The sequence below is a fragment of the Streptomyces sp. NBC_01460 genome (genome assembly GCF_036227405.1).
In the GTDB taxonomy this organism is placed as follows: Bacteria; Actinomycetota; Actinomycetes; order Streptomycetales; family Streptomycetaceae; genus Streptomyces.
Map to the genome: position 1 here is coordinate 111,553 of NZ_CP109473.1, position 21,467 is coordinate 133,019.

20 protein-coding genes and 3 pseudogenes are annotated in these 21,467 nt (G+C 67.7%); 11 read left to right on the forward strand and 12 right to left on the reverse strand.

Features of this window, described 5'->3' with window-relative positions; genetic code table 11:
- Positions 1-138 precede the first annotated feature (138 nt).
- Positions 139-1,053: an SDR family NAD(P)-dependent oxidoreductase gene (locus tag OG488_RS00530; RefSeq protein WP_329224814.1), complete on the forward strand. Its 915-nt coding sequence runs from the start codon at positions 139-141 to the stop codon at positions 1,051-1,053.
- Between the two features lie 224 nt (positions 1,054-1,277).
- Here OG488_RS00530 and OG488_RS00535 read toward each other — a convergent pair whose 3' ends face one another.
- The gene (locus tag OG488_RS00535) at positions 1,278-1,406 is read right to left on the reverse strand and encodes a hypothetical protein (protein ID WP_329224816.1); all 129 of its coding nucleotides are present in this window, start codon (positions 1,404-1,406) and stop codon (positions 1,278-1,280) included.
- A gap of 120 nt (positions 1,407-1,526) precedes the next feature.
- Entirely contained in the window at positions 1,527-2,825 is a 1,299-nt protein-coding gene (locus OG488_RS00540) for a helix-turn-helix domain-containing protein (RefSeq protein WP_329224818.1), read from the reverse strand.
- Between the two features lie 167 nt (positions 2,826-2,992).
- On the opposite strand from OG488_RS00540, the gene OG488_RS00545 reads away from it, so the two are divergent.
- Both OG488_RS00545 and OG488_RS00550 read left to right on the forward strand, forming a co-directional pair.
- Complete coding sequence (locus OG488_RS00545; RefSeq protein ID WP_329224820.1) at positions 2,993-3,598, forward strand: hypothetical protein; 606 nt, start codon at positions 2,993-2,995, stop codon at positions 3,596-3,598.
- 231 nt (positions 3,599-3,829) lie between these two features.
- Positions 3,830-4,231 (forward strand): hypothetical protein, encoded by a 402-nt coding sequence (locus tag OG488_RS00550; protein WP_329224822.1) that lies wholly within the window; start codon positions 3,830-3,832, stop codon positions 4,229-4,231.
- Positions 4,232-4,334: 103 nt separating this feature from the next.
- Here the strand turns inward: OG488_RS00550 and OG488_RS00555 are convergent, their stop codons facing one another.
- The 4 genes and pseudogenes from OG488_RS00555 to OG488_RS00565 all read right to left on the reverse strand — a co-directional run bounded on the left by OG488_RS00555 (position 4,335) and on the right by OG488_RS00565 (position 6,703).
- Entirely contained in the window at positions 4,335-4,679 is a 345-nt protein-coding gene (locus OG488_RS00555; RefSeq protein WP_329224824.1) for a hypothetical protein, read from the reverse strand.
- A 241-nt stretch (positions 4,680-4,920) separates the two neighbouring features.
- Complete coding sequence (locus tag OG488_RS00560) at positions 4,921-5,064, reverse strand: hypothetical protein (RefSeq protein WP_329224826.1); 144 nt, start codon at positions 5,062-5,064, stop codon at positions 4,921-4,923.
- 414 nt (positions 5,065-5,478) lie between these two features.
- Positions 5,479-5,628: pseudogene (locus tag OG488_RS39170) on the reverse strand (alpha/beta fold hydrolase); the annotation flags it as partial.
- 139 nt (positions 5,629-5,767) lie between these two features.
- Positions 5,768-6,703: an alpha/beta fold hydrolase gene (locus OG488_RS00565; RefSeq protein WP_329224828.1), complete on the reverse strand. Its 936-nt coding sequence runs from the start codon at positions 6,701-6,703 to the stop codon at positions 5,768-5,770.
- A gap of 134 nt (positions 6,704-6,837) precedes the next feature.
- Here OG488_RS00565 and OG488_RS39175 point away from each other — a divergent pair.
- The 6 genes and pseudogenes from OG488_RS39175 to OG488_RS00590 form a co-directional block, all read left to right on the forward strand.
- Positions 6,838-7,047, forward strand: a pseudogene (locus OG488_RS39175) (WapI family immunity protein); the annotation flags it as partial.
- A 794-nt stretch (positions 7,048-7,841) separates the two neighbouring features.
- A complete protein-coding gene (locus tag OG488_RS00570) occupies positions 7,842-8,732 on the forward strand; it encodes an aminoglycoside phosphotransferase family protein (protein WP_329224830.1) in 891 nt (296 codons plus the stop codon).
- A 47-nt stretch (positions 8,733-8,779) separates the two neighbouring features.
- A complete protein-coding gene (locus tag OG488_RS00575) occupies positions 8,780-10,672 on the forward strand; it encodes an ABC transporter ATP-binding protein (RefSeq protein WP_329238317.1) in 1,893 nt (630 codons plus the stop codon).
- A 290-nt stretch (positions 10,673-10,962) separates the two neighbouring features.
- The gene (locus tag OG488_RS00580) at positions 10,963-11,103 is read left to right on the forward strand and encodes a methyltransferase domain-containing protein (protein WP_329238320.1); all 141 of its coding nucleotides are present in this window, start codon (positions 10,963-10,965) and stop codon (positions 11,101-11,103) included.
- A gap of 340 nt (positions 11,104-11,443) precedes the next feature.
- The gene (locus OG488_RS00585; RefSeq protein WP_329224833.1) at positions 11,444-11,944 is read left to right on the forward strand and encodes a class I SAM-dependent methyltransferase; all 501 of its coding nucleotides are present in this window, start codon (positions 11,444-11,446) and stop codon (positions 11,942-11,944) included.
- A 661-nt stretch (positions 11,945-12,605) separates the two neighbouring features.
- Entirely contained in the window at positions 12,606-13,037 is a 432-nt protein-coding gene (locus OG488_RS00590; protein WP_329224835.1) for a hypothetical protein, read from the forward strand.
- Between the two features lie 51 nt (positions 13,038-13,088).
- Here the strand turns inward: OG488_RS00590 and OG488_RS00595 are convergent, their stop codons facing one another.
- The 6 genes and pseudogenes from OG488_RS00595 to OG488_RS00620 form a co-directional block, all read right to left on the reverse strand.
- A complete protein-coding gene (locus OG488_RS00595; protein WP_329224837.1) occupies positions 13,089-13,478 on the reverse strand; it encodes a hypothetical protein in 390 nt (129 codons plus the stop codon).
- 26 nt (positions 13,479-13,504) lie between these two features.
- On the reverse strand, positions 13,505-13,897 hold the full coding sequence (locus OG488_RS00600) for a hypothetical protein (protein ID WP_329224839.1): 393 nt from the start codon (positions 13,895-13,897) through the stop codon (positions 13,505-13,507).
- A gap of 39 nt (positions 13,898-13,936) precedes the next feature.
- On the reverse strand, positions 13,937-14,389 hold the full coding sequence (locus OG488_RS00605) for a hypothetical protein (protein WP_329224841.1): 453 nt from the start codon (positions 14,387-14,389) through the stop codon (positions 13,937-13,939).
- Positions 14,390-14,448: 59 nt separating this feature from the next.
- Complete coding sequence (locus OG488_RS39180) at positions 14,449-14,706, reverse strand: TIGR02391 family protein (RefSeq protein WP_406460305.1); 258 nt, start codon at positions 14,704-14,706, stop codon at positions 14,449-14,451.
- Between the two features lie 127 nt (positions 14,707-14,833).
- Positions 14,834-15,718: a hypothetical protein gene (locus OG488_RS00615; RefSeq protein ID WP_329224843.1), complete on the reverse strand. Its 885-nt coding sequence runs from the start codon at positions 15,716-15,718 to the stop codon at positions 14,834-14,836.
- Between the two features lie 229 nt (positions 15,719-15,947).
- Positions 15,948-16,466, reverse strand: a pseudogene (locus tag OG488_RS00620) (transposase); the annotation flags it as partial.
- Positions 16,467-17,492: 1,026 nt separating this feature from the next.
- On the opposite strand from OG488_RS00620, the gene OG488_RS00625 reads away from it, so the two are divergent.
- Positions 17,493-19,856, forward strand: coding sequence for a proprotein convertase P-domain-containing protein (locus tag OG488_RS00625; RefSeq protein WP_329224845.1), 2,364 nt, complete (start codon positions 17,493-17,495; stop codon positions 19,854-19,856).
- A 430-nt stretch (positions 19,857-20,286) separates the two neighbouring features.
- Positions 20,287-21,042, forward strand: a complete 756-nt coding sequence (locus OG488_RS00630) for a hypothetical protein (protein ID WP_329224847.1) — start codon at positions 20,287-20,289, stop codon at positions 21,040-21,042.
- Positions 21,043-21,467: the final 425 nt, after the last annotated feature.

Consider the following 21,467-nt stretch of genomic DNA (forward strand, 5'->3'; position numbering starts at 1 on the left):
AGGCGGTGAACCCATGCCAGAGGAACCGCGCGGCGAAGAGCCGGCACCGGCGGACTCGTCGATGCGGTCGCCCCGGCGACTGCTCCTGTCCGCCCCGCCTGAGCGCATCCGCCCCGACGACCCAAGGAAAAAACGATCATGAACCGCATCACGACCCCCTTCGGCTTCTCCTCCACCGCCGCAGAGGTGGCCCACGGCATCGACCTGTCCGGCCGACGCGCGATCGTCACCGGCGCCGCCTCCGGCATCGGGACCGAGACCGCGCGCGTCCTGGCGTCTGCCGGTGCCCAGGTGACACTCGCCGTCCGTAACATCGCCGCCGGACAGGACGTGGCGGCGGACATCACCGAAACCACCGGCAACAAGGACATCCACGTCGCCCGGCTCGACGTGTCCGAACGGACCTCCGTGCAGGCGTTCGCCCAGGCCTGGGAAGGCCCGCTCCACCTCCTGGTCAACAACGCAGGGATCATGGCCACACCGGAACTGGAGCGCACCCCCGAGGGCTGGGAATTGCAGTTCGCCACCAACCACCTCGGCCACTTCGCCCTGGCCATCGGGCTGCACCACGCTCTGGCCGCCGCCGACGATGCCCGCATCGTGGTCGTCAGCTCCAGCGGACATCTGATCTCCCCGGTCGTCTTCGACGACATCAACTTCCACTACCAGCCCTACGATCCGCTGGTGGCCTACGGGCAGTCCAAGACCGCCACCGTGCTCTTCGCGGTCGAAGCCACCCGCCGCTGGGCCTCCGACGGCATCACTGCCAACGCGCTGATGCCGGGCGCCATCGCCACCAATCTCCAGCGTCACACCGGCGGCCTGAAGACCCCGCCCGAGCGCCGCAAGACCCCACAGCAGGGCGCAGCCACCTCTGTCCTCCTGGCCACTTCCCCACAGCTCGAAGGCATCGGCGGACGCTACTTCGAAGACTGCAACGAAGCCGTCCCCGTCCCCGACGGCAACGGCTGGTCCAGCGGCATCGCCCCCTATGCCCTCGACCCCGCCAACGCCGAGCGCCTGTGGGAGGAATCCCTCAGCCTCCTGGCCTGACCCACCCGACCGTCTTCGGGGCACCGGCACGTCCTGGCCCTCGCCGCGATCGACGCCCTGGAGCGGACTCTTGCAACAACCGCCTGAGCGCGCTGCGCCTGTCGCTACGGGTCGCTCCGTACGAGCCTCCCCGGGACCTGGCCGGAGAAATGCCTACCGCTACCCCGGCGCGGGCCGGGGCAGCAAGGGGCGCCGTCTCTGCAGTGTCTTTTGACGACAGGGCCTCAAGTGCGGGTGTCGATGGTCTGCCACTTCGACAGGTCGACGCAGTCCTCGATCGTCGCGGTCGGCAGCTTCGCGACCGCGTCGAGCGAGGTCACCTTCGCGTCGTGTCCGAGCTCGCCCCGGATCACGGTGCGCTGTTCCTTCCTGTGGGCCAGATCCGAACGGAACCCGACAGCGCGTCGGTGCTTGCGTAGTTCTCCAGGTCGGTGCCCTTGGCAACGGCCTTCCCGCTCGAAGTTACTCATCGGTCACCCGGTCCATCCAGAGTCCGAGTCTGTGATCCAGCGCCCTTCGGCGGAGTCGTGCACGTACGCCGGCCTCCCCCTGGTCCCGCTCGTGCGGAACGGCTTCCCGCCGTCCGTGATCCGCACCGTCCCCGTACGGCCCCCGGCGCTCCACTCCAGCTCCAGGTACCAACGGCAGTCGCAGCCCGCCGTCCGCGCGGAGACCAGCAGCTCCTCGGGGTCGGAGGAGGTGACCTTGTAGGGGAAGGAGACGGCCGGGATCTTCCGGACCTTTGCGCCGGAGGCGTCAAGGCCGTCGACGGGCCTCGCGAGTGGGCGCGGCCGGTCGAGGTCCACGGCGAAGTGGCGCGGGGTGACGGCGCCGCCACAGCCGTTGTCCATCCGGTACGCGTTCCACGGCAGCGGCGCGGAGCGGTCGACCACGCGCACGTGCAGGGCATGGAGGACGACGGCGTCGGACGGCGACCGGCCCTGGACCGTGATCCGCACCAGCGCCTCCCCGCCGTGCACGGCACCGTGCGTCCCGGCCCACGCTCCGGAGTCGGCCGCGACCGGCGGCGGGGCGACCGCGCGGGGGGCCCGGTCCACGAGGTAGGTGTGCCCGCAGCCGCCGTCCCAGAGCTGGGAACCGATGCTCCAGGTGAAGGGGAGGGGGGCCGCGGTCCGCCCCGGAGCGGTGGAAGCGGGAGCGGGGGCGGAAGCCGTACGGGTGGGGTGGCCGAGCAGGGCGGCGGCGAGGGCGAGCACGACAAGGGCGACGGCGGCGGCGACGAGGAGAGGAGCGGGGGCGCCACGACGGGGGCGGGCGCGGGGCGCCTCCGGCGCGGTCGGGTCCGGGGCGGACGGGTCCGGCGCGGTCGGGTCCGGGGCGGACGGGTCCGGCGCGGTCGGGTCCGGCGCGGTCGGGTCCGGGGCGGACGGGTCCGGCGCGGTCGGGTCCGGCGCGGTCGGGTCCGGGGCGGGGCCCGGTTCCGGCGGGGACGGTTCCGGGTTCGATTCCGGCGCGGCCGACACGGCCGGCACAGGCGTGGGCGCGGGCGAGGCCGCTCGGCTGCGGGCGCGGTCCGCCTCCGTCCAGGCCGCCTCCAGGGCCCGCCGTTCCTCCTCGTCCGCCCCGCACAGCAGGGCTAGGCGGTCGACCACGGCGAACTCCTCCGGGACGGTCGCGCCCGAGCAGTAGCGGTGGAGGGTGGACGCGCTGACGCTCAGCCGCCGGCCCAGCGCCTCGTAACTCCTCCCGTCCCGCGCCTTCAGCGCGCGCACGAGCCCCGCGAACTCCTCGACGGCGGCGTCCTTCGGCATTCCATCCCCCTCGACCCTGCGTCCCATCCTTCACGTCCTTGCACGTCAGCGGGGGTGGAATGGTTCCGGGACGGCTGGTGGGCGCGTGATCGTTGCAGTCGGCGGGCGCCGGCCCCACGCTGGTTGAGCACTGACCGAACGAACGACCCGACGGGGGATCCACCACCATGAACAAGCTCCGCACCGCACTCGCCACCGCAGCCGCTGCCGCACTGGGCCTCGCGGGCCTCGCCACAGCCCCGGCGCAGGCCGCTGCCCAGCCCGCCTTCCTCGCCGCCTCCCAGATGCCGCCGTCGTCGACGCCGTGGACCGCCACCCAGGTCTTTACCGGCGTCCCGGAGAACGGCGGCGTCCTCTGCGCCCCGTACAAGATCCCGGCGCAGAACACCCGCTACCGCGAGTTCAGCACCGAGCTCGACACCAACGGCGTCCAGGTCACCACCGTCGCCCGTACCGACGCCGACGCCGTGAAGCTGGTTGACACCCTCCGCGGGGCCCTCGCCGGCTGCGGCTCCCTGCTGGAGCAGCAGAACCCGGGCCTGCAGGCCGTCAGCGCCTCCCACGGCAAGCTCGCCGTCGAGGAGGGCGCCTGGGTCTACAGCCTGGACACCGCCGACCCGCAGATCGGCATCTCCGACATCCACCTGTTCTCCGTCGGCCGCGACGGCCGCACCGTCACCCTCGTCCGCTGGGGCCAGATGGGCGACCTCGAGGACGCCCCGCTGACCGCCTTCCGCACCACGACGAAGACCGCCGTCAACAAGCTCCACTGATCCGGGGACTCCCCCGAGGGCTGACCACACCTCGCAGCGGCGCGGCCGGAACCCGGCGCGCCGCTGTCGTGCCCACCTGCTCCGCCGGCGGCGACCACTTCCTGGCCTTCACCAGCATCGCCTGCGCCCTCATCTGCTACCGCAAATTCGCCAAATGACATGGTCCCTTAAAGAGCATTTTGTCCTGGCAGGAGTGTTTGGCAACGCAGTGCTGCCGTGGATGATTGCGGGGTGTTGGTCCAAGTGGAAGCGGTGGGGCAGGTCGCCGACGGGCGCGCGACGGTTCGGGTGCGCTCGGAGGTGGGTGCCGCTGCGGCGTTCTGGTGCGGCGAACCGACGGGAGTGGGCCGCGAACATCACGCGGAGTGGACCGTTGAAGAGGACGTGGCCTGGGGCGGCAACACTCGACCGGCCAGTTCATTTTCACCCGGGGTGGATGAGGAGGAAGGCGGTCGGATCGTCTTTCGGGGGCGGCTGGGCCTGACGGGCGATGGCGGAGCCATGCTGGAAGTAGCTGGAACCAACATCCTGTTCGACCTCGCCGACCCGCCGCCATCGACTGCTGTCGATGGAACGTGGGTCGAGATCAGTGTGGAGCGGAGCAGCGTCAGCCTGTGGCCCTACCTGCTGTGATTCGCAGGAGCCCGACGCTGCCGCCGTTCAGCTGTCGCGCCAGTTGTGGGTCGATTCGCGGGTGAGTCTGCGGCTCATGAGGTCGACTCCGAATTGGAAGGACTCATAGCCGCCGGGCCACGCTGACCCGCGCGTCCTCGTCCCTCATCGCCTGTGGCCAGCGTCCATCGATGACGCCTGCCACCTCGCGGCAGGCGCCACAGACGTTCTCCCGCTCCGGCAGCCACCAGTGATCGGACGGCGACATGCCGACTTGCTGGATTCCGCACAGCGTCCTGTCGAAGATGCCGAAAGCGTGGGAGACGTCGGCGGGAAGGCCGTCCGCGACGGCCCTCTCCCAACGCATGCTCATGGGCAAGTACGGCGGCCGCGCGACCTCGAACCACTCGCCACCCACATGGGTGGCGGCGTAGCACCAGGAACAGGACCAGATCTCCTCTTCCCACACAGTCGGCAGCGTCGGCCATCGCCACATCGCCCGTCCACACACATCGCACTCCACGGGCGGATCCTCACACGCCTCCGTGCGGGGCCCCAACCCGCTGACACCGCGCGACTTACCAAACACCCCCGCCAGGACAAAGACTCTTTTAGGGGCCCGGGGCGGCGGAAGGTGAGCCGCAGGAGGTGCGCCCGCCGTCTACGGCGGCGCACGAGTTACCGAGGTAGCCGAAGCCGCGTAGGCAGGGTCAGTCCCCGACCGTGGACTTCAGCACCGAGACGATCCCCCGGTCGTAGCCCTCATCGAGGGGCAGCAGACCGGCGCGGGCGGACGACTTCGAGGTCCCGCAGTACATCTCCAGGTGCCGGGCCGGCGTCCCGTCCTCCAGCACGACAGCCGTGGCGGCCCGTCGAAGGTCATGGGCGTGGACGACAGCTGCGCCTGCCGTGCGGCGTCAGCGAACAGGCACGTCAGGATGTCTCGTTCCACACCCATGAGCAGGGGCTCGTCGAGTCTGTCTCCTGGCCGGCCAGGTAGGCGTCCACCGCTGCGGCTGCGGTCGGAGGCACCCGGATCGCCGGGCTCGAACGCCCTGACACAGGACGCTCATCTCCCTCCACGAGGCCTACGTGCATTGCTCCGAACACATCCCTCACGTCGAGCCCGCCCCCTCAGGCTGGCGCGCACTCTTCCCAAGGACGCCGATTACGTCACGGAACCAGACCCGGCGTCCGTGGTATCCGGACCAAGGACGGAACGGGCACCCACAGGCACCGATGTCTCCGACCCTCGGATGACCATCCAGTCACGCACCCCTTGACCGGCTCACAGGACCGCTGTCCGCTGTCTGCTGTGTGGAGAGGTTCGTGAACGCCGTGATGGCCTCGACGAGGTGGGCTGGGGCTTCCAGCGGGATCAGGTGACCGGTGTGCGGGATCACCACGAAGTCTGCCTGAAACCCTGCGGGCGTGACCGCAGGTTGAGCATCGTGGATTCCGTCGGCACCAAAAGATGAGCAACAGCTTCACGAGGGACTTTGCTCCTGCTCGCAGAGCAGACCACTGCGGCCCTGTGGGGACATCGCGTCCCGGAGATCAGTGGTGTGCGGCGAACATGGCTTCGATCTCCTTGAGCACAAGGTCGGGACGGTCCGTCGGCACCTCGTGGGAAGTGCCCCTGGCAGTGACGAGCGTCCGGTTCGGCGCCTCCTGGGCGAACGAGGCGGCTGCGTCACGCCAGCGCTGGGCGTCCTCAGGAGACCCGGCGAACGGAGTCTTCTCCGAAACCATGACCGTTACCGGCACCGAAGCCGGCCACGTCACCTGATGGAATGCCTTGTGCGCTGCGGCGAAGCCCTCTGCTGTGGAGATCAGCTGGCGGTTCTCCGGCTTCTCGGGGTCCTTCTTCGCCGCATCCACTTCCGGCTGCGACCCAGCCACGAGACGAGGAATCTCCCCGTCCGTGAAGAACTGCGGGAGATTGGCATCGACCAGGACCGCGCCGGAAAGCATCTCCGGGTTGTCCTGGGCAAGGTAGTTCGCGATCTCCCCGGCCTGGGAGTGAGATACCAAGGTCACGTCCTTGGCGATGCCCAGTTGCTTGAGTCCCGCCTTGAGGTCGCTGACGGCGCTCCGAGCCTTCCACGCGCCAGGCACCACGTCGCTCTCGCCGAGGCCGGCCCGGTCATACGTGATGACGGTGGCACCGGTGGCCGCGTGAAGCTTGGTGACGATGTCCTTCCACTGCGAGGAGTACTCACCGCCGCCCGAGTCCAGGACGATGGCAGAGCCGTTGCCCTGCGTGACGTAGAAGGCCACACGGTGACCCCCGGTGTCGACCATGTGCAGCTTCGCTTCGGCCGCCTTGGCGGATCCCGAGGAGGCGGACGAGGTGGCGGACGGCGAGGCTGTGGGGCTGGAGGCGGAATCACCGTCGCTGCAGGCAGTAATGCCACCGGCCCCCAAAGCCAGCAAGGCGAGGGAGGACAGAACACGGGACGCGGAACGGCTCATACGGGGGGTGCGGGACACGAGTGATCCTTCGACGGCTTGAGGCGCTGTGGTACCTGTCTGATCATTCGGGAACCTGGCTGCCCACAGAATCCGGCTTGCACGTCTGTTGATGGTGCTGCTGATGCCAGGGAGCGTGGTGGGGTTACCCCCCCTGGTCCTTCGCCGACCCGTGTCTGCTCACCGATGAGGCCCGCAAGGTGTCCGCTTGGCTGCGCGTGGTGGCCGCGGGGACGGTGGAGGTCACCGAACCTGATGCCGAAGGTGAGCTGTCGCCGGACACGTGGTTCGTCGAGCCGGTCGTGGCTGTCAGCCTCGCCCGTCGAATCGCAGGTGGGACTGGGGTAATTCGCGTTTCTCTGTCTCCCTGAGCGCGGCGCAGCTCCTCAACGGCGCAGCGGGGGAAACCGCGTTCGAACGTAGCGGCCAATCTGCGGGCGCGGGCACGGAACGCGAGAACATCACCAGGGTGTGCGCTGGCCGCGTCCAAGGTGCCGATGCTAGCCGCCGTCGCGGCCACCCAGGGGCGTGACGCTCCGGGTGCTCATCCGGCCGCGGACCAGATCGAGCCACTCTCGCGGGCGCCGGATTCCGGGCCTGCCTGGAAAGTTCAAGAATCCTTTCTCCCAACATCACCCCAGGTCAGAGATCTCCGATTCGCGGGTGGCAGCTGGTGGCAGGGGAGGTTCGGAATGACCGGATCACGGTGCTGGTGGCTGCGGATTGTCAGTGGCGTGAACGAAGGTCCGTCCGAAGAGCACAGCCACACCACACCGAGGGGGACGGGAGCTGTCCAGGTTTCATGCAATCCGCCACTCGGGCGACCGTCTCGCCGCCTTCCCCGTACGTGTGAATCGAACGAAGCGAGAGGAGCCGCCCACGCAGACGGCGCTTGCCGTCCGCGTCCCGGCGTCGAACCTTCACTCGACTCGTCGCCCGTGGCTGCCCGTAGCGGCCCTGCGATCAGGTCCGTTGTCCGGGTGCTCTGACCCGTTCCGAACCGAGGAGAAACCGTGAATCCCGTCCGCTTGATCACCCTTCACCCTGTTCTCGAGAACCCTCCTGCTGCGGCCGCCGAGGCCCTCGCGCATCGCCGGCCCGTAGACGTCCGCCGCGCCCTGTTCGCTGCAGCATCACGACCGTCATCGGGGTGGGGGGCATGACCACCCCGGCTACTCCACCCCCCGCCCTGCTCGCGTGGGCCAGCCGCGAACTCGGCGCCCGTCCCGCCTTCACGGACGTCAGCCATCCGTGCGAGAACTCCCGCGTCTGGCGGCTCGACCTGCGCGGGGCGGCCCGCTACTACCTGAAGATCTCCTCCAAGGCCGTGAAGTACGAGCGCGAGACGCTCGCGCTCCGAAGTGCCGCACCGGCCCTCGGCGCCGGCGGTGCGCCGCAGCTGCGCGCCTCGAACGCGAAGGATCTAGCACTGCTGCTGACCGCCGTCCCGGGACGGCCGCTCAAGGAACTGGAACTCTCGCCCGTGGAGGAAGCCCGCGCGCACCGGCACGGCGGCGCCCTGCTGGCCCGCCTCCACACGGCCGGTGACCTCAACGGTCCTCGACGGGCCGAGGCAGAGAAGGCGATGCAGGCCGAGGCCAACGGCGCCGAGGGACACCTGGCGGCGGCCGGAGGACTACTGACCCCGCCGGAGCAGAGGCTCGTTCGCCAGCTGGCCAAGGAGCTGCGGGCCCTGCCGCCGCTGCCGCTCGCGTACATCCACGGTGACGCGTGGGACCGCAACCTCATGTGGTCGACCGCCCGGCAGCAGGCCGGCTGGATCGACTTCGAGCGCTCCCGGGCCGCGACCGCCGTGCAGGACTTCGTGCTGATGGCCTGCTCCACCTGGACAGCCCGGCCCGACCTGCGCGCCGCCTGCCTCCAGGGCTACGGCCGTAACCTCACCGCCGAGGAGCAGCACGCCTTGAAATGCCTCGCGGCGATCGACGCGGCAAGCTGCCTGGTCTGGGGACCGAAGCTCGACGACCCCCACCTCACCGCACGTGGGCGGCGGACCCTGGACCGGCTGATGGCGGGGGTGTTCGCATGACCGCACCGCACGACCGGACAGACTCCCCGGCCGTCGACGCGTCACACATGGGCAGCGAGACGGCGTCCCTCCCGGCCGCGCGGGCAGGCGCTCCGCAACCCTCGGCACCCCCGGAGCTCGACTACACCGGACGCAAACACCGGCGGGCGATGGACGACGCCACCTTGTGGGACATGGCCCGCCGCATCCCCGCGGCCCTCATCCAGACGGCCCGCCTGGCCTGGAGCGTCGACCGGCACATGGCCATGACGATTGTCGTGTGCCAGCTGCTGTCCGGCATCGGCACGGCCGTGATGCTCACCGCAGTCGCGAAGGCCCTGCCGCAGCTGATGATCGACGACCCCCGCCAGGGCCTGTCCCATGCGTGGCCGGCGCTCACCGTCGCCGTCGTCGCGATGACCACCGGCGCGGCCATGTGGATCCTCGCGGACTGGGCGACCCGGCGCCTGAATCCGAAGATCGCCTCCGCCGCGGACCTGCAGCTCGTGGATCTCCACATGCGGGCCGAACTCGCCGCCTACGACGCGGAAGGGTTCAGCGACCGGAGCCAGGCGGCGGAGATCGGCGCGCTGCGCGCCGTCGACCTCGCCGACGACTCCAAGACCCTCACCAACGGATTCGTCCAGCTCGCCTCCGCTGCCGTGGTACTCACCACCTTGCACCCACTGCTCCTCGGGGTGCTGCTGCTGTCCGTCGTCCCCCGCGGTCTCGGCGGCGTGATCGCCGCCCGGGTCGACTACCGCGTCCACGACCGGACCATCTCCGCCCGCAACGTCCGAGGAATGATGCGCTGGTGGCTGACGACGGCCGAGCTCGCCGACGAGCTCCGCGCCAACACCATGCGCGGCTACCTGCACTTCTGGTACCGGTCCATGTGTGACCGGGTCGAGATGCGGGAGGTCGCCGGGGCCCGCCCGTATCTGCGGATCACACTGCTGGCCGCCTCGCTCGGCGGACTGTTCACCCTCGGCATGTGGGCCTCACTCGCCGGTCTGGTCCTCGCCGGGGCCATGACGACCGCAATCGCGGGCACCGCGGTCGTCGCCTCGCAGACCGCCGGCCGCGCCCTGAACTCGATCATTCGGTACTCGACGGTCATGTTCCACCACGGGCTCTACCTCTCCGATTACTACGAGTTCGTCGACGAGGTCCGCGCCATGACCACGGCGCGCGGCACCACGCGGGCCAAGCCTCCGCAGCAGATCCGCCTGGAAGGCGCCTCCTACACCTACCCGAGCAAGGAGGGCGCGGCCGTCCAGCCGATCACCCTGACCCTGAACCGTGGCGAAGTTGTCGCCCTCGTCGGGGAGAACGGCGCCGGCAAGTCCACGCTGATCCGCATGCTGACCGGACTGACCGTCCCGACCAAGGGCAAGGTCCTGTGGGATGACACCGACCTGGCCGGGGCCGACGCGGAGTCGGTGTGGCGGCACGTGGGCCTGGTGCCGCAGAAGAACGGGCACTGGCCGCTCGCCGCCCGGGAGAACATCACCCTGGGCCAGCCCCGTGAGCACGGCGACGAGCGGATCTGGGACGCGGCCGAACGGGTCGGCATGACCAAGGCCCTGCGTGATCTCCCCAAGGAATTGGAGACGCTGCTCGCCCGGTCCGTGTGGGGCGGCCACGAGCTGTCCGGCGGGCAGTGGCAGAGGCTGGCCTGCGCGCGGGCGATGTACAGAGAGCCGGCCGTGCTCGTCCTGGACGAGCCGACCAGCGAGATGGACGCCCGAGGGGAGCACCAGATCTTCAGGGAGCTGCGGGCCATGGCCTCGGACCGGATCACCGTGGTGGTCACCCACCGCCTCGACAACGTCCGGATGGCCGACCGAGTGATCGTCCTCGACCAGGGAACCGTCCGGGAGCAAGGCACCTTCGACGAACTCGTCGCGACCGAGGGAAGTCTGCTCGGCGAGCTGTACGCCCTCGCCCAGGACCGCTGACCCGCGGCCCCCACCAAAGGTCCACGCGGGGCCGCGCACACCAGCGCGGCCCCGCCACTTCCCCGACGCCAAGGAGCGCCATGCACAGCACCGAACCCGAAGCCGTCAACGCCCGCGCCTCCGTGCCGCCCGCCCGTGAAGGAGCCCCCTCACCACAGCGTCCACCGAGGCCGTGACCTACCGGGAGCGGCTCTGGCCCCAGGGCCGCCCCTACCGGCAGCTCGACGACACCGAGTACGGGCTGCTGGAAGACCACCTCCGCCCCGGCCGCGAACGCCCCGCCCTTCGACATCGGCCGCGGCGACGGCTCGCTTGCCCGACGCCTCGCCCGGCTCGGCTACCGCACGACCGGCATCAACTACTCCCCCAGCGCCGTCGCCCTCGCCGCCGCCCAGGACCCCGGGCCCGGTCACGAACCGGTCCCTGCATAGACATCACCACCGACGACCTCCGTGTCCTGCCGGAACCGGCGTACGCGGTCGTCACCCTGGTCTACCTGTGGATCGACGACAAAGCCGCCGTCCTCGACCGCGTCCGCCGTCCTCGACCGCGTCCGCCGCCTCGTTGCCCCGGGCGGGACCTTCTGGGTGGTAATCGAGATCTCCGAGCGCCGCGCCGCTAACGACCCCTTGCAAGGCCTTGGAATCACCGCCACCCAGGCCGAGATCCTCACCGCGGGCTGGGCCACCGTCCAGACCGCCGCCTCGACGTCCTGCGCTGCTACGCACTGCGCCCCTGATCCCCGCCGCCCGCGATCTGATGGAGAACCTCGTGACCTCTGAATCGGACACCGTCGAGACCTGGAACGTCTACGGCGCCCACCAACTGGCCAGAGGGCTGGAGCTGACCGAGCTGGACCGGTGGGACTGGGGCATCCGGGAGGTCGGTCCCGGCATCGAAGCCCTCGGTGACGTGAACGGGCTGCGCGTCCTCGACCTTGGCAGCGGCCTTGGCCGGCACGCCGCTCACCTCGCGGCCCGGGGCGCCGACGTCACCGCCGCGGATGCCTCCCCCGCCCAGCACCAGCGTGCCCTCACCCGCTACCGGGACGCCCCGGGTCTGCACCTGGTGTGCTCTGACGCCGTGACCCATCTGCGCGACGCCGATCCTTACGACCTGATCTACTCCGTCGGCTCCGTGCCGTACCTGGACCCCGACCGGCTGCTGAAGGTTCCAGGGGCCATCCGAGACGGAATGACCTCGTGCCCCGGCGGCCGCTCAATACCCCTCGGTGGTTCACCTGGCAGCACTTCGCTGGTGAGAGGCTGCTGACAGTTGGCACAGCGAAAGACGGTCATGCGGCCATTCTCCTGGCCCCGGTGTCCAGCGAGATGAGTTGGCTGGTCACAGTCAGCGCTCAGCTACGTCCACCACATCGGCACGTACCCCGCCGCCAGCTTCGCCCTCAGTACCACCGCCGTCTACACAGCCTGGCAGGCAATCGAGCTGTTCGGGCTGGTCGGTGGCTTCCTCATACAACACCGGCGCCCGCATCACGTTCACACTCTCCAGGACTGCGCCTCGGTCGTCATGGTGTGGTCCGCAACGCCGGCAGACAACTGCGTCGTCGCCATCGGGATCGGCGTCCTGGCCTGGACCATGACGCCCGCCTTCGCCCTGCGCGGATTGAGCCTGCGTCCCGTGGCCCACAACTACCCCGCCGCTCCCCCAGTCTTCCGTCCGGAGTTCCGACACGAGCTCTCCATCCACGCCACGATCCGGCACCCAGCTCACCGGTCGACGACCGCGACAAGCCTGGCAACGTTCACCCGCCTCCCGCACTGACCCCCGGGCGCTCCGTCTGGTCCTCGCTCAGCAGGCGAGGACCGGGCAGGCCGACCGGCCACCGCGCACCCTTTTGCCGCCAAAGAGCAACCGGCCAGGGGCGCAGCTCTGCCTACGCGACCACACCCCGCCCTGAAGGAGCCACACCATGGCGTTCAGCCTCTTCACCCGCCGGCCCGCGCCCGCCACGCCGGTTGATGATCCTGTCCATATGCGGTGGCCGGAGTGCGGGGAGACATGGAGCCCTGCGGGCGTCAGCGTTGCCCAGCGGTACTACAACCAGGCCCACGCAGTCGTCTTCGTCTACACGCCGGACTCGCCGGACCGGCATTACGTGGCTTGCCTGGGCTGCCAGTTCACCAAGGTCCGCGACCTGTCGAAATCCGTGATCTGGCTCGGCCTGAACGACGGTGCCGAGATCGCCAATGCCCACACCACCAGGTGCGGTGCGTTGCCCCGCGACCTTTCCGGTGGCCCGGACGACGACGCCGTATGCGATCACCTGGGCCAGTGGGTCGAGGTCGCCCGGAAGCAGGTGGAGGACGTCGAGGTCTGGGTGGAAGCGAGCTGGAGCTCCTAGCTACCCGTAACGGGCGCTTCAGGGGCGCAGTCATCCCAGGCGACTGCACGGTCAGCGCCGGCCGCCGCCGATGCGGCGGTCGTCGGCCAGTCCGGTAAGCGGGCCGAACTCGCGGGCAAGCTGGTTCCACGACAGAACCTCGCCACAGCGGGCCGGGAACTCCTTCGGGTTGAACTCGGGCATGGTCCAGGTACCAGTGCCCCGGTCCCGCAGCCACAGGTCCCCGTCACCGTCGACCACAGTCGGTGGGACCGGTACCGGCTCGGCCTGATCGGTGGGCTCCCAGGTGACCCGGCCCGGGTGGGAAGCGCGGCGCAGCTCGGTGGTGGCCAGCCGCGCGGCCAAGTCACGGGTGGACTCTTCGGCGTCCTTGACCGACGCGAGTCGGAATGCGTCGTCAAGTACGGGCAGGGCTGGATTCTTGCTGCGCTTCGAACTCATACGCTGACTACCTCCGGTGGGGGGCGTCACATCCGTTGTGGCACCCCGTAGAGGAACACGGTATCCGAGGCGCGAGCCGGGCCGACTACGACCACTGCCCAGGTGGCAGCGCTGGCACACCGGGCGGTGCGACTAGAGCGTGTCTCTGGCCAAAGCTCCGGCCACAGCAGGAGGACGTTGTCAGCGACAACCGGTGTGCGGCCGGTGTTGGTGTAGGGGCCGAACAGGCCGGCACCGAGTGCGTCCGCGCGGTCTGCGGGAGGGTCCTCGAAGAACGCCGTGGTGTTCTTGACCTCGCTCGGGCCCAGCTGGTCCTTCTTGATGTTGGCCAGCAGCTTGCCGGTCTCGGCGGTGATGGTGTCGTAGGGCAGGGTGATGACCTGCCGGACGCACGTCTCCAGCCAGGCAGCGAGTTGCATGCCGGTGAGCTCCACCTGATTGGGATGGACGGCGCTGGCCTAGTTCCGCATGTAGCGGATGTGGTCAATCTGAGCTTGGCCGGTGGCGGAGAGCAGTCCGATCTCGCGCGTTGCGCGCAGGAGGTCGATGTCGTCGACCTTGACCAGGTCGTCTTCCGTCGATAGGTGCTTTCGTCGGTCGTGTGACGGAACGGCGATGTCGAAGAAGTATGCCAGGTCGTATCCGGCTACGCGCCGTCGAAGCTCGCCGACCGTCTCGTTCCACAGGCAGTTGAGCGCCGCGTCGAAGAGTCCGGCGGCCGCCGCAGTGATCATCTTGCTCACGTACACCGACCGGCCGCGATCTTCCATGGGCAGTCGCCGGAGAGCACCTCCGAGGCTCGCGAGTGCCTGCTCGCGTTCCAACAGCTCCACCAGTACTCCGTCAGTCGGTAGTCCGGCCTCGGCGAGCTGATCGAGAAGCATCTCCTCGAAGCGTTCAAGGTCGTCCACAGCAGGCGGCTGTACGTCTCGGCGCGCTATCTCATTCACCACCTGCTGCTGGGTGCAAGTCAGATGGGGCCTTCCAACTCGTCGATCCAGCCCGCAAGGAGGCTCAAGGTGGCGAGCCGTTCCAGTGCCTGCTGGGCAGTCATCTCGTCGGAGGCCACATGAGTGGCAGTGTTGCGGACGGTCATGTTGACTCCGGGCGCGTACGTGGCCAGGCCGTTCTGCATGGAGCTGACCGTGCGGTCGCTCGGGTCCCCAGGCCACGCCAGCATCGGGTTCTTGGACGCGAAGACCTTCTCGTAGACGTTGGTGGCGTCCATAGCCGCCTTACGGCGAACGGGCGGCCGGACTTCTCGGCACGGGCCCGGTGCAGCGCGCCGGCTTCGGTCGTCCCGGTGGAGGGCGCAGGGCCCTCCACCGGGACGCGCGTGATAGAGCCGGGGCTGCTTACTTGGTGCGAGCAGCCGTGCGCCGACGCTGGGCGACCAACAGGCCGCCGCCCGCCAGCAGAAGGGCTGCGGCTCCGCCGGCCAGCAGACCGGTGCCGCTGTTTCCGGTGGTGGCCAGTGACTCGTCTCCGCCTTGGGGCGCGGGCGCCGCGGAACTGGTGGTCGCCGTCGGCGTGGGCGTCGCAGAGGTGGCCGGCGTGCTCGGTGCTGTGGACGGTATCGCGGACGCGGAAGAGGTCGCCGGGGCGGGTGTGGTGACGGCCGGTGTGGTGGGGGCCGTGGTGCTCGGCGTGGTCTCAGCCGTGCAGTCCTTGCCGCCGGTGGGGCCGTTCCAGGCCGCGATCAGCTTGTCTCCGATGACAGGCTTGTTCGGGCCGTCGGGGGCGGGGCCGTGGCCGGTTCCCGTTCCACCGTCGTAGCGGGTGCTGCCGTGGTAGAGGTCGATCTGAGCGAAGCAGCCGGCGTCGGGCACCGCGATCGTGAGGGTTCCGGTACCGCCGTCGGCCACGGTGGCCGTGGCGAAATCGGTGAGGATCTGCAGACCTGAGGTGGCCCATGTCGAGCCGTGGGCCCGGTAGGAGGCCAGCGATACGGTGCAGGCACCGCCGTCGCCCTTGACGTCGAGGCTGATCTTGCCGTCCGCGCCAGGCGTGAGGTGTGCCAGACCTTCCTTGGCCGTCCACGGCTCCCCGCCGGACAGGAAGGCGCAGTTTGCGTCAGTGGGTTCAACTCCGCCCGGCAGGGCTTGGGGCATGGTGTAACCGCTGGTGTCGTGGTTGTCCCAGCCCTTGCCGCCGTCATGGGCGGCAGCGGTGCCACCGATCGAGACGGCAAGGACGAGGGCCAGCGGACTGGCTAGTTGCAGTGTGGTGCGTCGCGACATGAAGTAGCGCCTCTTCTACGGAAAACGACAGGAGATCCTGACTGGGCGTGGGGGAAACAGCTCTGTGCCCAGGATGAGTTCACTCGGCGTGCCGGGAGGAGGGGGGAAGCACTCGGCAGCCCCGAAGCCGGGATCATCTGGCATGGTCAATGAATGATCACATGTTGTCAATTAAACAGAAGGTCGATCAAGGCAAATGCCGCCAATGACGACGTCTTGTCCGCGCTGGAGGCTTGAAGCAGCGTCCGCGGTGGGGTTCGTGTCTCGTTTGGTGACCCGCGATCATGGATTCAGCGAGAGGCTGTCGTGGGTCTTTGCCGCGGAGGGGCCGACGAGAAGGGGCGGTCCGTTCGCGTCCGACAGGACGAACTTCTTGGAACCCGGCTTGCCTCGCCCAAGAGGGTCGGACCTGTGAGGTCGCACCTTCTCTTGCCCTCACGTGTGCGGGGCCCAGAACCACATGGGGTAGGTCGACAGGTCGGCGGCGACCAGGCCTTGCAAGATCGGATGGGAGAACCGGCCCCCAGAGACCGGATCAGGAACCTGCGATGGGCCGTGGACTTGGAGATTCCGAAGCACGGTGGCATAGCCCGCCAGGCACCCGCTGGCGGGCCAGGACATAGACGATCGCGGCAAACAGCGTCTCAGCAGGCGCCCCCTGCGTCCCGCCGCCCTGCGGCCGCTCCTTCAACAGGGGGATCAACGGATCCACGAGCTTCCAGAGCCCTCCCGGAACAACCGACTCCACCCCGTCCCAAAAGCAGCCCACTGAGCCAACCCCACACGTAGGAGATGGTCGAAGCTCCGGAGAGTACGGACCGAGGGAGAGGTGGTCGCGCGCGGGGTGTCGGGAGACGTGTCAGACGTCAGTCAGCTGATGAGCGGAGGGTGTCGACCTCGCCTCCACCGCTCGCCGGCGAGACCACACGTACATCAGAGCTCCTGGGGCGACCAGGACAGCAGCGACGATTACAAGTGTGACGCCGCCTCCGGCCATGACAACGGCCCAGACGATCCACGCCGTCACAGCTACCGTCACGATAGCGACGAGCCACCGCAGGGCACCGAAGGCGATTCGGGCAAAGCGAGAGAGATCCGCTGAGCTGAGGCTTCCATCATTCCTACACTGATCGTGCACATGCTGAAGATATCTGCAGGTTCGGCAACCGCAAGCGGCATATGCAGTGTCTTGAATCACATGACACCGCGCAGCAGGCCAGTCACTTTGCATCTGCGCAGTAGCGCAAGCCAAGACCTCACCTGATCCGCCCTTGACGCCGCAGCGCAGCTCCCCCCGCTGCAGTGCGGCCGGATTTGAGCCCGAAGGCTCGCTCGATGCGGCCCTGCGGGACGACGCCCAGCCTGCGCCGCCTCGCTTCTGCAACCGAACAAACGCCTCAATAGCGAAGTTTTGAGGGCTTGCGGCGAGGATCAAGGGCGGCCTAATGTCCGCAACGCTCAAGCCAGTCGATCTGCGCCAGGGGGGGCTCATGCGCAGAGCTGAACGACCTGCCGTGCTGCCGTCACTTGCCGCAACCGCCGCAACACGCACAGGCCGCAAACGCCAGTAGTCGCGGGGCCGGTCCGCGCATCCGGTCACCCAACAGCGCACTGATCACTTTGATGAACTCTGCACGTTTTTAGGCGAATTGGGCGAGAAGCGCAAGCGCTCTCGCTCCACTACTTGACCTGGGGACCACCTCTCCAGCCATCTTTGCGGGCTGAACCGCGCCCGCTACTTCTCGAGAGCGATATGAAGAGACCTATATGGACGGTGGCAGCCATCGCGATGATGGCCGTCACCCTCGGGGGGCTGCCAGCGCACGCCGCCCCGGCGTCGAGCGTTGCCGCAACCGCAGCCGGCGAGACTGACCCGATCGACCCGCCTCTGTATGACGCGACCTCAGCCGGCGGGAAGATCCGCGTCAATGTCGTCACCGAAGAGCGCGCTGACGTGGCAAGTGCCGCAACCGCTGGTGAGACGGTGCAGGCGTTCGACGTACTTCCCGTGGTCACCCTCAAGGTGGACGCGGGCGGCCTGGAGGAACTGTCGACGCAGCCCGGGGTCGTCAGCGTCACGGAAGACCTTGCCGTGTCGCCGTCCCTGGACGAAAGCGTGCCCCTGATCGGCGGCGACAAAGCCATCAAGTCGGGGATGACCGGCGCGGGCAGTGCCATCGCCATCTTGGACACCGGCGTTTCCACCAGTCACCCCTTCCTCAAGGACCGGGTCATCGCGGAGGCGTGCTTCTCCTCTAACGATCCGGCCTACGGTTCCACCAGCTTGTGCCCCAACGGCAGTGCGCAGCAGGAAGGTGCAGGCTCGGCCAGCGTAGATACCGGACCCTGCGCGACCATCGCTCAGTGCGACCACGGAACGCACGTGGCCGGCATTGCCGCAGGCAACGGCACAGGCGTAGCCGGAGCCCCTGCGTCGGGTGTCGCCCCCGGAGCGAACCTCATCGCCATCCAGGTCTTCAGCAAGTTCAACTCGGAGCAGTACTGCGGCGCTGAGCCTGTGCCGTGCGTCAAGAGTTTCGCTAGTTCACAGATTGCAGGCCTGGAAAAGGTCTGGCAGCTGCAGCAAGCCGGAACACCTGTCGTGGCTGCCAACCTCAGCCTCGGCGGTGGGGTGCACTCCGTCGCGTGCGACAAGGATGCCCGCAAGCCGGTGATTGACCGTCTGCTCAGCGTCGGCGTCGCTACTGTCGCCGCTGCCGGAAATAACGCGCTCAGTGGCTCCGTCAACAGCCCCGCCTGTGTGGCGTCGGCAATTGCCGTCGGTTCCAGCAACGACGACGACGAAGTTTCCTCCTTCTCCAACCGGGGCGCTCTGCTCGACTTCTTCGCGCCCGGCAACGCGATCATCTCCTCGGTTCCCAACCGCGAGTTCAACTCCATGGACGGCACGTCCATGGCCGCGCCGCACGTGGCCGGAGCCTTCGCTGTGCTCCGTCAGAAGTATCCCGAGAAGAGCATCACTGAACTCGAGGCCCTACTGAAGAGCACCGGGCAGACGGTCACGGACACCGACACGGGAATCGCGGTCCCCCGGATCGACATCGGCCGAGCTGTCGGCGGGGCCGACCCCACACCGCCCCCTGCTCCCGATGCCAAGCCGCGCCCTAGCACCATCATCAACAATGCGGACATGGCGATCCTCGACCTGGCCGCCATCCATTCGCCGATCACGGTGACGGATATACCTGGCAAGGGGCCGAAGGCGTTGCAGGTGCACGTCGACGCAACGCATGACTGGCGGGGAGAGGTGAAGATCAACCTGATCGACCCCGCCGGTAAGTCCTACCTTCTCAAGGCTTCGGAGGGAACGCAGAACGGCGGCACGATCGACAGCACCTACACCGTTGACGCCAGCACCTCCACGGCGAAGGGGACCTGGAAACTCCGCGTTGAGGACAGGTCCAGCGGAGGCGTCGGCATACTCGCCGGCTGGTCCCTGACCTTCCCCTCGTTCGAGAAGACCGGCGCAGCCGCCATCCCGGATCTGGGAAGGCTCAACTCCGACATCACGGTTGATGGCTTCTCTGGGAAGGCATCTGCTGCACTGCAGGTCCACACCGACATCACGCATGAGTGGGTCGGGGACCTCAAGATCAGCCTCATTGACCCGAACGGCAAGTCGTACCTGGTCAAGTCGACGTCCTCGACCGCTGATGCCACAGGTACGTTCACCGTCGATGCCAGCACTTCTCCGGCCGCGGGCACCTGGAGGCTGGAGGTTCAGGACACCTCCACGGGTGCTACCGGGACCCTCAACGGATGGTCGTTGACGTTCCCTGCCTTCGAGAACCAGGCAAACCTCGCACTCCCGGACCCCGGAGCTCTGACATCCTCCACTGTCGTGAAGGGGATCACGGGCAACGCGCCCAAGGAGCTCAGGGTCTACGTCGACGCCACACATGACTGGCTTGGCGACGTGGAGATCTACCTCGTCGACCCCAGCGGTGCACTGCACCTGGTGAAGGCGGACTCTGAACTGGAGTCCGGCGGAAACCTCAAGCACGTGTACACCGTCGACGCCAGTGCGGCACCGGCGGCCGGCACCTGGGGGCTACGCGTTGAAGATGTTTCCGCAGGAGCTTCAGGCAGCCTCAACGAATGGTCGCTTGCCTTCTAGCCGGGGCTTCACGCACACAAGTCCCCTATTCGAAGGCATATAGACGGCCTCCGTTTTTTGAGTAAGCGCTCGACTGGTCTTCACCGGTCGGGCGCTTACTCGCGTTTGCACCATGTCCATATATTGAGCACATCATTACGCGCAACATCAGCACCTCGTGCGCCGTTTGTCGCAATTACACATAGCGCGAGCCTCACACTTCAGCGATCGCGGCCCCTCGATGCTCAAGTAAAGCTCAGAAGATGTAAAACATTGTCGCGCATGGGCAGTTCCTGTGGAAGACTCTTTTCAAGCGGGACACTTTCGCGAAAGGTGAACCGCGAAAATGGGGCGGGGGCTATTTAGGGGTAAAATCACCCCTCTTTTTTAAAGCGTACGTTCTCTGCTGCATTTCATGCTTTTCTCAAAAACCAGTAACGGAGACCTGAACATGTCTAGAATCGCAAAGACCTCGCGCACGAGTATCGTCGGCCTGGCCACTGCTGCGGCAGCTGCGATGACGATCGTGGCCCTCCCCACCAGCGCCTCCGCCACAGACATCACGACCCCGGCCGGCTACGAGGAGTACCTCAACAACCAGGTCGAGTTCGGCGTCGACGGCGCCAGCGAGACGCTGGGTGACTTCCAGGAGCTCTCAAGCAGCGACCAGGAGAGCTTCATGGATCTCCTGAATGACCCGCAGCGCGGCCAGGAGCTCGGGGACTTCCTCTCGGACACCGCCGGCGGCGTGATCGACGAGGAAAACTTCGAGACCCAGATGACGAAGGAGACGGAAGGCGGAGACGTCGTCCTGACCGCAGAAATCGACGTCAAGGACAACGTTGCTGCCCCCGACCCCGATGACGATCTGTCCGACCCTTCGGTGACGTACAAGGACAAGACGATCACCTACTCCGTCTACGACAAGATCTTCGGAGTCAAGGTCACTCGCGTGACGGTCGGCGTCAACTACCGGTACTCGTCCTCGCGAGTGAGCAAGGTGTACAGCGGGTTCGCCTCGCACAAGAACTTCGTCCCGTTCTCCGACTTCTCGCACGGCGTCGTCTCGAAGTGGATTTCGGCGAACCCGGCTAACAACGCACATGCCGAGACGGTCTGGCAGGGCACGTGGGCCGGCTTCGACTGGGACGCCCGCCAGCGCGTGTGGGCCGACCAGGCCGGCTTCAAGGGCGGCTACCTCAAGTAGTAGTCTCCTGAGGAAAAAGCCTTTACCGTGTTAGAGAGCCGACCGTGGGGTGCCACTGCACACGGTCGGCTCTGGCCGCTGGAAAATCGAAACGTTCTGGGTGAACGCACACCGTGTCATTCTCCACAAAGGGGAATGCGTGTTCGGGGCAATGACCATCGGGGAAAAGATTCAATTTGCGGCATATGCCCTTGCGCTGGCTGGCGTAGTGGCTACAATTGTCTGGTCCATCCGCCACAAAAGCTCGTAAGCGACCTCTCAGCAACATGCCGGCAGTCCGTAACCGGTGACAGCATTCCGGCATTCATGGTGGTGCGAGCACCTGCCCGTGGATCCTGGACGCCGTAACGGTCCTCTGGCTGATCGCTAGACGTGACCCACCACCAACGAAGCGACCCCTGGCAGGGAAAGTGCCAGGGGTCGCT

Excerpts from the sequence above, each read along its gene's own strand:
- OG488_RS00600 (WP_329224839.1), bottom strand. The coding sequence starts at position 13,897 with ATGCAACTCGCTGCCTGGCTGGAGACGTGCGTCCGGCAGGTCATCACC.
- OG488_RS00530 (WP_329224814.1), top strand. The coding sequence starts at position 139 with ATGAACCGCATCACGACCCCCTTCGGCTTCTCCTCCACCGCCGCAGAG.
- OG488_RS00595 (WP_329224837.1), bottom strand. The coding sequence starts at position 13,478 with ATGAGTTCGAAGCGCAGCAAGAATCCAGCCCTGCCCGTACTTGACGAC.
- OG488_RS00545 (WP_329224820.1), top strand. The coding sequence starts at position 2,993 with ATGAACAAGCTCCGCACCGCACTCGCCACCGCAGCCGCTGCCGCACTG.
- OG488_RS00615 (WP_329224843.1), bottom strand. The coding sequence starts at position 15,718 with ATGTCGCGACGCACCACACTGCAACTAGCCAGTCCGCTGGCCCTCGTC.
- OG488_RS00590 (WP_329224835.1), top strand. The coding sequence starts at position 12,606 with ATGGCGTTCAGCCTCTTCACCCGCCGGCCCGCGCCCGCCACGCCGGTT.
- OG488_RS00540 (WP_329224818.1), bottom strand. The coding sequence starts at position 2,825 with ATGCCGAAGGACGCCGCCGTCGAGGAGTTCGCGGGGCTCGTGCGCGCG.
- OG488_RS00630 (WP_329224847.1), top strand. The coding sequence starts at position 20,287 with ATGTCTAGAATCGCAAAGACCTCGCGCACGAGTATCGTCGGCCTGGCC.
- OG488_RS00575 (WP_329238317.1), top strand. The coding sequence starts at position 8,780 with ATGGGCAGCGAGACGGCGTCCCTCCCGGCCGCGCGGGCAGGCGCTCCG.
- OG488_RS00570 (WP_329224830.1), top strand. The coding sequence starts at position 7,842 with ATGACCACCCCGGCTACTCCACCCCCCGCCCTGCTCGCGTGGGCCAGC.
- OG488_RS39180 (WP_406460305.1), bottom strand. The coding sequence starts at position 14,706 with ATGGACGCCACCAACGTCTACGAGAAGGTCTTCGCGTCCAAGAACCCG.